This is a genomic window from Rhizobium sophoriradicis, assembly GCF_025200795.1.
Classification (GTDB): domain Bacteria; phylum Pseudomonadota; class Alphaproteobacteria; order Rhizobiales; family Rhizobiaceae; genus Rhizobium; species Rhizobium sophoriradicis.
Map to the genome: position 1 here is coordinate 1,464,975 of NZ_CP104152.1, position 12,962 is coordinate 1,477,936.

General features: G+C 61.7%; 14 protein-coding genes and 1 pseudogene. 6 read left to right on the plus strand and 9 right to left on the minus strand.

All coding sequences use genetic code 11. The features are described 5' to 3' along the window. Positions 1–10: 10 nt before the first annotated feature. A complete protein-coding gene (gene ald, locus N2597_RS07285; protein WP_183596611.1) occupies positions 11–1,129 on the plus strand; it encodes an alanine dehydrogenase in 1,119 nt (372 codons plus the stop codon). 16 nt (positions 1,130–1,145) lie between these two features. On the opposite strand, the gene N2597_RS07290 is transcribed toward ald, so the two are convergent. After that, a complete protein-coding gene (locus N2597_RS07290; protein WP_183596608.1) occupies positions 1,146–1,655 on the minus strand; it encodes a DUF1203 domain-containing protein in 510 nt (169 codons plus the stop codon). On the opposite strand from N2597_RS07290, the gene N2597_RS07295 reads away from it, so the two are divergent. After that, complete coding sequence (locus N2597_RS07295; RefSeq protein ID WP_406549635.1) at positions 1,630–1,917, plus strand: hypothetical protein; 288 nt, start codon at positions 1,630–1,632, stop codon at positions 1,915–1,917. The genes N2597_RS07290 and N2597_RS07295 overlap by 26 nt on opposite strands. A gap of 61 nt (positions 1,918–1,978) precedes the next feature. Here the strand turns inward: N2597_RS07295 and N2597_RS07300 are convergent, their stop codons facing one another. The 5 genes from N2597_RS07300 to N2597_RS07320 all read right to left on the minus strand — a co-directional run bounded on the left by N2597_RS07300 (position 1,979) and on the right by N2597_RS07320 (position 6,548). Then, complete coding sequence (locus N2597_RS07300; protein WP_183596605.1) at positions 1,979–3,154, minus strand: MFS transporter; 1,176 nt, start codon at positions 3,152–3,154, stop codon at positions 1,979–1,981. 163 nt (positions 3,155–3,317) lie between these two features. Then, on the minus strand, positions 3,318–3,878 hold the full coding sequence (locus tag N2597_RS07305) for a GNAT family N-acetyltransferase (RefSeq protein WP_096764078.1): 561 nt from the start codon (positions 3,876–3,878) through the stop codon (positions 3,318–3,320). 5 nt (positions 3,879–3,883) lie between these two features. Continuing rightward, positions 3,884–4,753 (minus strand): 3-mercaptopyruvate sulfurtransferase, encoded by an 870-nt coding sequence (sseA, locus tag N2597_RS07310; RefSeq protein ID WP_183596602.1) that lies wholly within the window; start codon positions 4,751–4,753, stop codon positions 3,884–3,886. Positions 4,754–4,767: 14 nt separating this feature from the next. Beyond that, positions 4,768–5,505: an alanyl-tRNA editing protein gene (locus N2597_RS07315; RefSeq protein WP_009996397.1), complete on the minus strand. Its 738-nt coding sequence runs from the start codon at positions 5,503–5,505 to the stop codon at positions 4,768–4,770. 5 nt (positions 5,506–5,510) lie between these two features. Then, positions 5,511–6,548: a cysteine synthase A gene (locus N2597_RS07320; RefSeq protein ID WP_009996396.1), complete on the minus strand. Its 1,038-nt coding sequence runs from the start codon at positions 6,546–6,548 to the stop codon at positions 5,511–5,513. Positions 6,549–6,771: 223 nt separating this feature from the next. On the opposite strand from N2597_RS07320, the gene N2597_RS07325 reads away from it, so the two are divergent. Both N2597_RS07325 and N2597_RS07330 read left to right on the plus strand, forming a co-directional pair. After that, complete coding sequence (locus N2597_RS07325) at positions 6,772–7,434, plus strand: ChrR family anti-sigma-E factor (protein ID WP_341356231.1); 663 nt, start codon at positions 6,772–6,774, stop codon at positions 7,432–7,434. A gap of 98 nt (positions 7,435–7,532) precedes the next feature. Next, positions 7,533–8,366, plus strand: coding sequence for an SDR family NAD(P)-dependent oxidoreductase (locus N2597_RS07330; RefSeq protein WP_096764076.1), 834 nt, complete (start codon positions 7,533–7,535; stop codon positions 8,364–8,366). Here N2597_RS07330 and N2597_RS07335 read toward each other — a convergent pair whose 3' ends face one another. The 3 genes and pseudogenes from N2597_RS07335 to N2597_RS07345 all read right to left on the minus strand — a co-directional run bounded on the left by N2597_RS07335 (position 8,367) and on the right by N2597_RS07345 (position 11,652). Beyond that, positions 8,367–9,626: an SAM-dependent methyltransferase gene (locus N2597_RS07335; RefSeq protein ID WP_096764075.1), complete on the minus strand. Its 1,260-nt coding sequence runs from the start codon at positions 9,624–9,626 to the stop codon at positions 8,367–8,369. Positions 9,627–9,737: 111 nt separating this feature from the next. Then, positions 9,738–11,199: pseudogene (locus tag N2597_RS07340) on the minus strand (cryptochrome/photolyase family protein). Between the two features lie 126 nt (positions 11,200–11,325). Beyond that, entirely contained in the window at positions 11,326–11,652 is a 327-nt protein-coding gene (locus N2597_RS07345) for a hypothetical protein (protein WP_010038239.1), read from the minus strand. Between the two features lie 196 nt (positions 11,653–11,848). Here N2597_RS07345 and N2597_RS07350 point away from each other — a divergent pair, with 196 nt between their 5' ends. Further along, positions 11,849–12,166, plus strand: coding sequence for a hypothetical protein (locus N2597_RS07350; protein WP_009990197.1), 318 nt, complete (start codon positions 11,849–11,851; stop codon positions 12,164–12,166). 116 nt (positions 12,167–12,282) lie between these two features. Further along, entirely contained in the window at positions 12,283–12,960 is a 678-nt protein-coding gene (locus N2597_RS07355) for an HAD family hydrolase (RefSeq protein ID WP_039623202.1), read from the plus strand. The last annotated feature ends 2 nt before the right edge of the window (positions 12,961–12,962 follow it).

Consider the following 12,962-nt stretch of genomic DNA (forward strand, 5'->3'; position numbering starts at 1 on the left):
AGGAACGCCAATGCGTGTCGGTTGCCCGAAGGAAATCAAGAACCATGAATATCGTGTCGGCCTGACGCCGGCCTCGGTGCGCGAATACGTCGCCCATGGCCACGAGGTCTGGGTAGAGACCAAGGCGGGCGCCGGCATCGGCGCCGATGACGCCGCCTACGCGGCGGCTGGCGCGAAGATCGCCGCCTCCGCCAAGGATATCTTCGAAAAGTGCGACATGATCGTCAAGGTGAAGGAGCCGCAGCCCGCCGAATGGGCGCAGCTGCGCGACGGTCAGCTTCTCTATACCTATCTGCATCTGGCACCCGACCCCGAACAGACCAAGGGTCTGATCGCCTCCGGCGTCACCGCGATCGCCTATGAGACGGTGACCGACGAGCGCGGCGGCCTGCCGCTGCTGGCGCCGATGTCGGAAGTGGCAGGACGCCTGTCGATCCAGGCGGGAGCCACCGCGTTGCAGAAAGCCAATGGCGGTCTCGGCGTCCTGCTCGGCGGCGTACCCGGCGTGCTGCCGGCCAAGGTCGCCGTCATCGGCGGCGGCGTTGTCGGCCTGCACGCCGCCAGAATGGCCGCCGGCCTCGGCGCCGATGTCAGCATTCTCGACAAATCGCTGCCGCGCCTTCGCCAGCTCGACGACATTTTTGCGGGCCGTGTGCACACCCGTTATTCCAGCATCCAGGCACTGGAGGAGGAGGTCTTCTCGGCCGACCTCGTCATCGGCGCCGTGCTCATTCCCGGGGCCGCTGCCCCGAAGCTCGTCACGCGCGAAATGCTGTCCGGCATGAAGAAGGGCTCCGTCATCGTCGACGTCGCCATCGACCAGGGCGGTTGCTTCGAGACCTCGCATGCGACGACCCATTCCGATCCGACCTATGAGGTCGACGGCGTGGTGCATTATTGCGTCGCCAACATGCCGGGCGCTGTGCCCGTCACCTCGGCGCACGCGCTGAACAACGCCACGCTGGTTCATGGCCTGGCGCTCGCCGATCGCGGCCTGCGCGCCATTGCCGAAGACAAGCACCTGAGAAACGGCCTCAATGTGCATAAGGGCCGCATTACCAGCAAGCCGGTCGCCGAAGCCCTCGGCTACGAAGCCTTCGCGCCCGACAGCGTGCTGAACGTAGCGTAAGCTTCCTCACTCAAGGTCAGGTCAAGGCACCGATTTCCGCAAGGGCCGGCGCCTCTATCGTGTCAATCCGGCACTGAAAGCAGTTGTTGCGTGCCGAACGCACATGGACATAGGCGACGTCCGGCCGTGCCAGCAGCTTTTCGCCATAGGCTGCGATCTCGCCGATCACGGTCACCGCGCCGGTGCCATAAACGATGCGGTTGTCTTCATTGTAGCCGCGGAGAATAAAGTCCGGACTCGTCGCCAACACCGGCGGCAGGATCTCCTCGGCAGCATAGCGTTTGCAAGGCCGCTTGTGCAGGAAGATCGGGCCGGTTTCGGCATAGGGCTGCAACTCCGGGAATGGCCGATAAGCGAAAACCAGCAGTTCCTCGCCCTCATCGATATTCTCAAGGCAGTGGCGGCAGGGATGACCCGGGCCGTCGGAAATGATCGTCTCGGGCAGTCTGTCGTAAGCATCGCGGCCGCCGCTCCAGAGATGCTCGGCGTCGATGGTCGGCATGGCGGCAAAGCGAATGGCGGTCATGGCAAATCTCCTTTGTGGTTGCCATGAAATGCATCCGCATCATTGTATAAGCCACCCGTTTCTTGCCACGCTGCATCGTCAAAGGAGAGTTGCCATGGCTGAAGTCGATTTGGTGCTGCTGGCGCAGCAGAACGCCGAAATATTGGAGGAACTCAGGGCCTTGCGCCGGGAGGTGGCGGAACTTAGGGAGCTGTCGGGCCGTACGCTCGACTTCGAGCGCCGCAATGATCCACGCCGACCAAGCAGCCTGACGCGGCGTTAGCTGCTTTTTCCCGCGCGAGCGATCCGACCCTGAAGCCCAGCACCGCAGCACATCCGGTGTATCAACCGTTGGTCTGCACAGGTTGCGGCTCTGCTGTGGCCGGCATCGGAACCGCGGAAAGCGCCTTGATGACAAGAAGCGCGGTGACCATTACGGGGACCACCACCCAGTAGGACATGCGGATGCCGAAATATTCGGCAATAAAACCAAGCAGGGGCGGGCCGGCGAAAAACACGAGGAAGGTCGTCTGCCCAAGGGCCGCGACGTTAACCGGAGCCGGCCGGTCCGTGCGGCGGGCCGCAGCCGAGATGGCAAGCGGATAGACCGATGAGCAGCCGATGCCGGTCAGACCGAAGCCTATGAGTGCTGTGGCCGGATGTGCCGCTGTCGCGACCATAACAAGCCCGACGACGACGATTCCGAGAAGGACTATTGCGACCGGGTGTGGGTTGAAGCGGTCGATCACAGGGTCCATTGCGAGCCGTCCGATGGCGATGCACAGGGAGAATATCGTCACGCTGAGCCCGCCGATGAAGGGTTCGGCCGCAAAGACGTCACGCATATAGATCGCTGACCAGTCGACGCTCGCGCCTTCAGCCAAAAGTGGCGCTGCGCCTATCAGGCAAAGGGACAACAGCCCCATTGTGGGAAAAGCGATGAGCGGGATTTCTCCGGAGTGCGCGTCCTGCCGAGGAGGCGCGTTCTCGATCTTCGAGAAAACGACGGAACCTGAAATGAGGACGGTCAGGAGGACGAAGAAGGTGTGGAGTTCGATGGAGACGGCGGCTTGCCGCATGCCGGCGGCGATAAGGGCAGTCATGCAGAAACCGAGGCTCCACATGCCATGAGCGCGGCTCATGATGCGGTAACCAAGCAGAGCCTCGTGTCGGTCGGTTTCGATATTGGCATTGATCTCGAACGCCCCGGTGAAAAGACCGGTGATGAAGAACAGAGGCATTGCCGAGAGCGCTGAAGGCATCCAGGAGATCAGCGACAAAAACAAGGATGCACCGAACACCGTGACGAAAGCTGTGGCGCGCGCACCGAACCTCTCGATGATCCTCACCGAAAATGTCAGCCCGCAAAGAACCCCCAATGACATGATAGCGAGCAAAAGCCCGAGTTCGCCCTCGGTGAGACCGAACTTGCGCTGAAGATCAGGCAATCGCGATAGGAAGGCACCCACGGAAAGGGCGACAGCAAACTGGATGAAGAAAATGCGGTGGTGCGGCTTCATCTCGGGACCTGCTCCGATCGGATTGGATTGAGGCCCAGCCAACGGCAGAATAGCAGGGCTCTATGGTGAGATGGCGGCGGGTTCAGAAACCGGCGGCTTACGGATTATCTACACCGCTGCTGACAGACACTGTCAGCATGAAGTCCGGCGTCCGCGATAATCCTCAACTTTTCCGCGCCAGCTCCAGAAGCTCCTTGTCACTCAGCGGCCGGACGATGCCGGTGCCGGTCGAGACCGGGGAGAAGCCGTACATCTGGTAGAGCTGCAGCGCGCGCGGGTGGTCGAGATTGTTTGTTGTGGTGGTGACCCGCTTCGGATTGAGCGACCAGATGGCATAAAGCGCCTGCAGCAGAAACCACTTGCCGATGCCGAGGCCGAGTGCATGTTCGATCAGGCCGAAATGGCTGAGTTCGATCGTATCCTCGTCCTCACAGAAATATTCATAGAAGCCGGCCGGGGCGCCGTTCACATAGAGGACGCTGATATTGTTGCGCTTGTCGTTCAGCATTTCCGCCAGTTGCTCGTCGCTCATGCGCAGGCGGTCCACCCACTGCCAGCGCGCGCCCACCTGCCGGTAGAGATAGCGGTAGAAGGGCAGCGGGATGCCGGGCGCGCGCATGATCGCCGTCTGGATATTGACCGGCACCGGCAGGCTGGCTTTTGGTGGCGCCGTCATTTCGAGACGGGTGATGTGCGCCTTGAGCGAAGCGGGCGTCTTTCCCATGGCGGTCAAGCTTTGACCGGCGTCGGCGGGCCGGTGACGACAGGCGTATCGTCACGGCTTCCCCATTCGCTCCACGAGCCGTCGTAAAGCTTGTTATCCTGATGGCCGAGCGATTCCAGTGCCAGCGTGATGATCGCCGCCGTGATTCCCGAGCCGCAGGAGGTGACGACCGGCTTCGAAAGATCGATGCCGGCATCCTCGATCGTCTGGCGGAGTTCGGGCAATGATTTGAACCGGCCCTGGTAGGCAAAGACGCCGGAGGGCAGGCTGCGGGCGCCGGGCATATGGCCGGAGCGCATGCCGGCCCGCGGCTCGGGCTCGGTGGCGGCGAAGCGGCCGGCGCTGCGGGCATCGGCGATCTGCATCGCGCCGCTCGAGACGATGTCGCGCATGGTATCGAGCGTCACCACGCGGCTCGCATTAAAGTTTGGCGTAAACGTCGCCGGCGCATGGCCGGGCGTCGTCGTTTCGAGCGGACGCCCCTCGGCCTTCCAGCCGTCGAGACCGCCGTCGAGCACGAAGACGTTCTTTGCCCCCATCACCCGGAACAGCCACCACACTCGCGGCGAGGCAAACAGGCCGATGCCGTCATAGACGACGATGCGATCGTTCTCGCTGATGCCGAGGCGGCCGGCTTCGGTGGCGAAATAGTCGGGCGAGGGGATCGTGTGCGGCAGCGACGTCGAATGGTCGGCGATCTTGTCCTGATCGAAACGGATGGCGCCGGGAATATGGCCGGCCGCATATTCGGCATCGGCATCGCGTTTCTGCGCCGGCAGATAGAAGGATGCGTCGAGCACACGCAGATCCGGTTTGCCGAGCTCGGCCTGCAGCCAGTCGGCGGAGACGACGAAACGGCTCTTGCTCTCAGTCATTATGCTCTCCCCTGTCAGGCTTCTTCGCCGGGCGCGCCGAAGCGGATACGGAAGCGCCGGTTCTCCTTGCCCTTCTTTTCAATCTTGGCGATATGGATCTGGCCGACTTCCTGCGTTTCCGAGACATGTGTGCCGCCGCAGGGCTGGCTGTCAATCGAGGAGTTTTCGCCGATGCAGACGAGGCTGACACGACCGAGACCGATCGGCGGGCGCACATTCTTCGATTTGACAATATCAGGATTGGCCGCAAGCTCGTCGTCGGTGATCCATTGCAGGTAGACCGGATGGTTCTGGCCTACCAGTTCCATCAGCCTCGCCGTGACCTCGTCCTTGTCGATCGTCTCGCTCATGTCGAAGTCGATGCGGCTTTCTTCCTCGCCGACAGCGGCCCCGGTGATCGGATAGGAGCAGATGACCGACAGCAGGTGGCAAGCCGTGTGCATGCGCATCAGCCTGTAGCGGCGCGGCCAATCGACATGCAGCACCAGTGTCTCGCCGATCTCAGGCTGCGGCTCATTGTCGAGCGGCACATGGATGATGATATCCTTGCTCGCGCCATGTTTCGTCTGGCCGAGCACGATCTTGCTGCCGTCGGCGCGTTCAAGCTGTCCGGTGTCCCCGGGCTGGCCGCCCGACGCCGCATAGAAGCAGGTCTGGTCGAGTTCGATGCCCCCGTCGTCGTGAACGGCGGTGACGACCGCCTCGCATGTCGAGAGATAGAAGTCGTCACGATAGAGGGCATTGACGGGCATGGGTATCACACGGGTTCGTAGGGAACGTGTATGTCGGAGGACCTAGCCATCCAGCCCGGAACGGGCAGCCCCTTCGACCGCAGAAAATCCGGGTTGAAGAGTTTCGACTGATAGCGGTTGCCGTAGTCGCAGAGGATTGTCACCACCGTGTGACCGGGTCCGAGATCCCGGGCGAGATTGACGGCGCCGGCAATATTGATCGCCGTCGAGCCGCCGAGGCACAGGCCTTCATTTTCGACGAGATTGAAGAGATAGGGAAGGGATTCGGCATCGGAGATCCGATAGGAAAAGTCCGGCGTGAAGCCTTCGAGATTGGCGGTGATGCGGCCCTGGCCGATGCCCTCCGTGATCGATGAACCTTCGGATTTCAGCGTGCCGTTCTGGTAGAATTCATAGAGAGCGGCGCCGTCGGGATCGGCGATACCGATCTTGACGTCGGCGTTGAAAGCCTTGAGGCCGGCCGCGACACCTGCCAGCGTGCCGCCGGAGCCGACGGAACAGATAAAGCCGTCGACCTTGCCGTCGGTGTCCTTCCAGATTTCCGGCGCGGTCGTCTCGACATGCGCCTGCCGGTTGGCGACGTTGTCGAACTGGTTCGCCCAGATCGCTCCGTTCGGCTCGCTCTTCGCCATTTGTTCGGCAAGCCGCCCCGACACCTTCACGTAATTGTTCGGGTTCTTGTAGGGAACGGCGGGCACTTCAACGAGTTCGGCGCCGAGCAGTTTCAACGCGTCCTTCTTTTCCTGGCTCTGCGTTTCCGGGATGACGATGACGGTGCGGTAGCCGAGGGCCTTGGCGACCAGCGTCAGGCCGATGCCGGTATTGCCGGCCGTGCCTTCGACGATGACGCCGCCGGGCCGAAGCAGCCCCTTCCGCTCGGCGTCGCGGATGATGAAGAGCGCGGCACGGTCCTTGACCGACTGGCCGGGGTTCAGGAACTCTGCCTTGCCGAGAATGGTGCAGCCGGTTGCCGCCGAGGCGCCCTTGAGTTTGATCAGGGGCGTATTGCCGATGGCTTCGAGAACGGAGGGATGGAAGGTCATGGAATCTGCCTCTTTCGAACTCTTACTTTAAGAACGGTCTTTTCCGTTCACAAGGCTGTGTTGGCAAGAAATGCTATTCCATGCCGCTGTCGGCCACGACAAAATTTCGCTTTCCCTGCCCGAAAAGGCCCATCACCCGCCATCCGGCGGTTGCGCGGTGATCCGAAGGTTGACTTTACCCGTACGGATGATGACAAAGCGAAGCGGGGCGCAGCAATAGGGCGTGACCAAAACCGACATGGTTCACGAGCAGATCGATACGATCGACACATTGATGGCGCATTACGTCGCCGGCTCCTTGCCCAAGCCGGCGCGGGTGCTCGTTCGATCCCATCTGCAAATGAAGCCGGACAATCGATACCTGGTGAGCAGCCTCGAGCTTTTGGCCGGGGAAGCCCTTGAAAGCACACCGGAAGCCGCCATAGCCGATCGCGACCAGCGGCTTGCGGCGATATTTTCCTCTATGCCTTCTGCTTCGGAATACCATGTTTCCAAAAAGGTGGCCAAAAGGGCGCCGTTTCCCCAGGCTTTGCGCGATCTCCTCGGCTTCGAAGCCGAGGATGTGCCCTGGCGCAGGCGCTTGCCCGGCTTCAAGGACTATTCGTTCGACATGGAAGGTTGCGAGGTCAGCCTGATGTGGATCCGGCCGGGCCGTGCCTTACCGGCCCACACCCATAAAGGCCTGGAACTGATCCTGATCCTCGACGGCGCCTTCAACGATGAACGCGGCCGTTTTGGTCCCGGTGACATCTCCATCGCCGACGAGACGGTCGAGCATCGCCCGGTCGCCGAAAAGGCCAGGCCCTGCATCGCCTTTGCCGTTTCCGACGGGCCGGTCAAGCTCACCGGATCCCTTCGTCAGATGATCGGCGACCTGATCGGCTGAAAGCAGCCACAATGGTGTGATAAAGCCGTAAATCCGGGAGGAGATGATAACTTCCGGACCCGTTGTCGTGTTGGTCAGGCAGAGCCGGAGGACATGTCATGCGTGATTTCATCGCCCGTCCCGAACATGGAATCGTCTGGATTTCGGGCGCGAGTTCTGGCATCGGCCGGGCGCTTGCGCTGAAGCTCGCCGGCGAGGGATACAAGGTCGCCGTCACCGCCAAAAGCCATGAGAAACTGGTCGAACTGCAGGCCGAGGCTAGCGGCCTTGACGGCAGCATCGTCGTTCTCGACGGCGACGTCACCGATGCAGAGGACATGGAACATGCCATGGCCTCTATCGAATACGAGCACGGCACGCTCGCCATGGCGATCCTCAATGCCGGCATCTATCTGCCTGTTCATGCCGAGGACCTGCACCGCGCCGATTTCGAAAAGAGCTTCGCCGTCAATCTTTCCGGCGTCGTCAACTGTCTCTTGCCGGCGATCCGCCATATGAAGGCGAAGGGGCAGGGGCAGATCGCCATCGTCTCCTCCGTTTCCGGCTATGGCGGCCTGCCGACGGGGGCTGCCTATGGCGCCACCAAGGCGGCGCTGATCAACATGGCCGAAAGCCTCAAATTTGATCTCGACAAACTGGGCATCCGCATCCAGCTCGTCAGCCCGGGTTTCATCGATAGCCCGGCGACAGGCAAGAGCGCCTTACCGATGCCGGCGCTGGTGTCGCCCGAGGAGGCTGCCCGGCAGATCGCAGCCGGCTTGAAGTCGCAGGCGTTCGAGATCACGTTCCCCGGGCGCTTCACCACGATGCTGAAGCTTGCGCGTCTGCTTCCCTACGGGGCTTATTTCCCGCTGGTGAACCGCTTGACCGGCTGGCGCGAACGGCCGTCATCGGCAGGTCACCATCCGGCGACACCGCATCCGGCGGAATGATCAGCTGCGCGAGAACACCACCTGGCGCACATCGATATTGCAGGCCCGGAAACCGGCTTCGCAATAGAAAAGATAGAATTCCCAGAAGCGCTTGAAGCGCTCGTCGAAACCCATTGGGCGGATGCATTCCCAGACCGACCGGAAGCGCTCGCGCCATTCGGCAAGCGTACGGGCGTAATCGAGCCCGAAGCTGAAGTCCTTGACCAGTGACAGGTCGACCCTGCCGGCGAGCTCGGCCAGGTGGTTGCGCGTCGGCAGCATGCCGCCGGGAAAGACGTATTTCTGAATGAAGTCGGGATTGCTGCGATACTGGTCGAAGGCTTCAGGCCGAATGGTTATGATCTGCAGGCCGGCCTTGCCGCCCGGCTTCAGGCATTGCCGGAGCTTGGAGAAATAGGACGGCCAATATTTTTCGCCGACAGCCTCGAACATTTCGATCGAGACGATCCGGTCGTAGAGCCCGGCTTCATCACGGTAATCCTGAAAACGAAATTCGACGCGATCGCCAAGACCTGCCTTTTCGATGCGTGCTTCGGCATAGGCGAGCTGCTCCCGGCTGATCGTCAGCCCGGTGACCTTGCAGTCCAGCTCGCCGGCTGCGAATTCGGCAAAACCGCCCCAACCGCAGCCGATCTCCAGCACGTGATCCCCGGGCCTGATGCCGGTCGCCTCGGCGAGCGCGCGGTATTTGGCATTTTGCGCCGATTGCAGGTCGTTGGCGCCGGTGGAATAGAGTGCGGAGGAATAGGTCATGCTCGGGTCGAGCCATTGCCTGTAGAAATCATTGCCGAGATCGTAATGTGCGGAGATGTTGCGTTTCGAGCCCGCCTTGGTGTTGGTATTCATCCAGTGGCGGACACGCTCGACAAGGCGGCCGACGCCGCTTTTGCCGTGGGCATAGCTGTGCGCGGCCTCACCGTTGACAAGAAAAAGTTCGAGGAAGGCCGCGATGTCGGGACTGTCCCAGTCACCGTCCATATAGGTTTCGGCAACCCCGATCGTGCCGCTCGTCAGCGCCCGGTAAGCAAGGTTCCAGTTGTTGAGGCTGAGGGCCGCCCTCGGCCCGGCCTGCCTGCCCTCGATCAGCAGCCTGCGGCCATCGGGCAGGGTCACGGCAAGCGAGCCGTGCTGCATGCGCAGAAGTCCGCGTAGCGCCAGCTTCGCCTTGAATGGTAGACCCTTCGCCAGACGGGATACGTTTTCGGCCGTCAGCGTCACCGCGTCGCGGGCCAGCAGATTCCAGTCCTGCACCTTGCTCATCTCTCCTCCTCCAGCATTTTTTTGCCGGTTAGGGACGACGATACACCCGTGACGATGTGGTCGGGCGGCCTCCGGCCCTTGTCCTTGAAAACTAGCGGTCGATGGGCAGATTCAATGTGTACGCGAGGCGGCCCTTATTGCGTCGTAGGCGGCAAGCGCCCTGTTGCGCGCGCTCCCATGGTCGACCATCGGTGCCGGATAGGTGTGGCCGAGGATGATGCCGGCCGCATCGAGCACGCGTTTCGGCGCTTCGAACGGTCGGTGGATGTATTTTGGCCCGAGCCGCCGAAGTTCCGGTACATAAGCCCCGACATAGTCGCCCTCGGGATCGAAGGTTTCGCCCTGCAACACCGGATTGAAGATCCGGAAGAACGGGGAAGCGTCGGCCCCTGATCCCGCCACCCATTGCCAGCTTGCGGCATTGTTGGCCGGATCGGCATCGACCAGCGTATCCGGGAACCAGGCCTCGCCGCAGCGCCAATCGATCAGCAGATCCTTGACGAGGAAAGAGGCGGCGATCATGCGCACGCGATTATGCATCCAGCCGTGGCGCCGGAGATGACGCATGCCGGCATCGACGATGGGGTAGCCAGTCATGCCGCGGCGCCACGCTCGGAATTCGTCGTCGTCGTTGCGCCATTCGAAGCCGTCGAAACGTTCGTTCCAGTTGGCCGACGCAAGGCGTGGGAAATGATAGAGCAGATGATAGGAGAATTCACGCCAGGCTATCTCCTTGCGGAAATGCATGATGTCGGCCGCCGGCACCCTTTTCGACAGGCCGCGTGTCGCATCCCATATGCGGGCAGCGGAGATTTCGCCGAGCGCCAGATGCGGCGACAGCATCGATGTCGCCCGCTTCGCCGGATAGTCGCGGTTGTCCCTATAGCCGCCGAGCATATCGTCGACGAAGCCCGATAGCCTCTCCTGTGCGCCATGTTCGCCCGGTGTCCAGAGCTCGGAGAAATCGGATGCCCAATCCGGCTTCGCCGGCAGGAGTTTCCAGGTGTCCAGTGCTTCCGAGAGAGGAAGCCGTGAAGCAAGCTTGAGCTCGGCCGGTGCATCCCGCGGCAGCTCTGGTTCGCCGGCACTCTCCAGTGCGCGCCAGAACGGCGTGTAGACCCGGTAGGGGGTGCCCTTGCCGGTCACCAGCCGGCACGGATCGTGCGGCAGCTGGCCGGTGAAACTCCTTGCTTCGATCCCCTGCTCTTCCAGTTCAGCCTTGATGCGAACATCGATCGACATTCCGGACGGGTCGTAGCGCCGGTTCCAGTAAACGGCGTCTGCGCTGCTCTTCCTGATGACGCCACGCAGCACCTCGAGCGCCTCGCCGCTTGCAAGCACCAGCCGTCCCTGCCGCTTGCGCAACGACATATCCAGCGCTTCCAGCGAATGATGCAGCCACCAAGCCTGAGCGGCACCGAGCGGACCTGTGCCCGCGGGCGTCGGCTCGCGGATATAGAGGGGGGATGATCGGTCGCCCGGAACGATGAGCGGCCCCAAGAGCCTGGTTGTCGTCAAGGCGCAAATCCTTGCGAAACCACAGTATGACAGGTTTTGTCTCGCCCGCTGCCAAGAAGCCGTCTCCGCTCGTGTCATTGACGCTGCTACGAATCGACGGAATGGCCGGATCAAATTTTCATCCGAAGACATGAAAAAGGCCGGCGTGAACCGGCCTTTCTCAAAGTGGGCGATGGCCTGCTCAGTTGTCGTATTCGCGGCAGGCTTCGCTGATCGATGCGCCGCTCTGACCGCCACGGGTGTCGACGCCTGAATTCTGCTGCGGCATGCCGGGGCATTCCATCGTCTGGGGCCGGCCGATGCTCTGTGTCGTGGTCGGATCGACCGGGGCGACCTGCACCGGACGGATGCCATTGTCGCTGTTGGTGTAATCGGACGAATAGTTACCCGAACTCGGATCGGTCGAACCGCCATTGGTCGGCCCGATCGGATCGGGGTTCGACTGGGCAAAGGCCGACGATGCCATGCCGATCGCGAGCAGCGAAGCGGCGATAAGAGATCTGGTCATGAGGATATCCTCCTTTGATTTTCATCTTGGATGACCGTTGGGTAACTGGCCCACGGAGGCATTGTTCCAAAATTTAGGAAAAACCTGCACGCTGGCCTTGCATGGTTACGCATAAACCTTAACCGGCCAAGCCGCTGGATCGCTGCCACTGTCTGCCTTAGGCACACGAAACGCTAATCCGCAGCATGAGGCCGCTATGTTCGTTTCCCCTCGCGAGGCCGCAGATCTCGGTCTGCAGATTGCGCTTTCACTTGCTTTGACGGCAGGTGGAATGGCGATCGCTGCCACGGCCATAGGCGGCGAAAGAGCCGATATTTCCGCGATCGACGTCAGCCGCCCCTCCTTGTGGACCGCCATTCCGACACGCGTCGATCCGACAGGACAGGCCCGTCTCCGGGCGGACGCGCCGGCTGAACTGCGGCTAGCCGCCAGAACTGGCGACCTTTGCCATGACCGGATCGGCCTTCGCCTCTCCTGCGATCTGATAGCGGCTTCGGGCGCCGCCGCCTTTTAGGACAGATTTGCGACATCGTCGCAGTCACGCTCGAAAACTTGCAAAACATGGCGATTTGCCGTTTCATCGCGTCCAGCGACTGCCATCCGACTCTCTTTCCCGAAGGATTCAGCATTTTGTCCCAGCCGATGCCGCGTGGCTTCGAGAAGCCTTATGCCGCCTTCCTGTTCGATATGGACGGTACCATTCTCAATTCGATCCGTGCGGCCGAACGGGTGTGGAGCGATTGGGCCAGGCGTCAAGGGCTCGATGTTGCGGACTTTCTGCCGAAGATGCATGGATCGCGCGGCATCGACACGATCGCCCGGCTGAACCTGCCGGGCGTCGATCCCGAACATGAAGCCAAATTGGTGACCGAGGCCGAAATCGCCGATGTCAGCGATGTCGTCGCCATTTCTGGCGCTGCCGCCTTCCTAAGTTCGCTGCCGCCGGATCGCTGGGCGATCGTCACCTCCTCGCCCTTGCGTCTTGCCCGCCGGCGGCTGGAAGCGGCAGGCCTGTCACTGCCGAAATTCATGGTGACGGCGGAGGACGTCAAAGTCGGAAAGCCCGATCCGCAATGTTACATTCTCGGCGCCGAACGTCTCGGCGTCAGCACCCAGGACTGCCTGGTGTTCGAGGATGTCACAGCCGGCATCATCGCCGGCGAGGCCGCGGGCGCCGACGTGATGGTAGTGACGGCAACCCATCACCAGAAGATGGAGACGTCGCATCCGACCCTCGCATCCTACGACGAAATTTCGGTGCGCATCTCGGCCGACCACAAGATGTTGATCGCCCCGAACGTGGCCTGATA

Coding starts and splice junctions, on each gene's coding strand:
- N2597_RS07320 (WP_009996396.1), bottom strand. CDS start 6,548: ATGACCTTCCATCCCTCCGTTCTCGAAGCCATCGGCAATACGCCCCTG.
- N2597_RS07305 (WP_096764078.1), bottom strand. CDS start 3,878: ATGGGAAAGACGCCCGCTTCGCTCAAGGCGCACATCACCCGTCTCGAA.
- N2597_RS07300 (WP_183596605.1), bottom strand. CDS start 3,154: ATGAAGCCGCACCACCGCATTTTCTTCATCCAGTTTGCTGTCGCCCTT.
- N2597_RS07295 (WP_406549635.1), top strand. CDS start 1,630: ATGGCGGCAAAGCGAATGGCGGTCATGGCAAATCTCCTTTGTGGTTGC.
- N2597_RS07350 (WP_009990197.1), top strand. CDS start 11,849: ATGTTCGTTTCCCCTCGCGAGGCCGCAGATCTCGGTCTGCAGATTGCG.
- N2597_RS07315 (WP_009996397.1), bottom strand. CDS start 5,505: ATGCCCGTCAATGCCCTCTATCGTGACGACTTCTATCTCTCGACATGC.
- ald (WP_183596611.1), top strand. CDS start 11: ATGCGTGTCGGTTGCCCGAAGGAAATCAAGAACCATGAATATCGTGTC.
- N2597_RS07330 (WP_096764076.1), top strand. CDS start 7,533: ATGCGTGATTTCATCGCCCGTCCCGAACATGGAATCGTCTGGATTTCG.
- N2597_RS07335 (WP_096764075.1), bottom strand. CDS start 9,626: ATGAGCAAGGTGCAGGACTGGAATCTGCTGGCCCGCGACGCGGTGACG.
- sseA (WP_183596602.1), bottom strand. CDS start 4,753: ATGACTGAGAGCAAGAGCCGTTTCGTCGTCTCCGCCGACTGGCTGCAG.
- N2597_RS07345 (WP_010038239.1), bottom strand. CDS start 11,652: ATGACCAGATCTCTTATCGCCGCTTCGCTGCTCGCGATCGGCATGGCA.
- N2597_RS07290 (WP_183596608.1), bottom strand. CDS start 1,655: ATGACCGCCATTCGCTTTGCCGCCATGCCGACCATCGACGCCGAGCAT.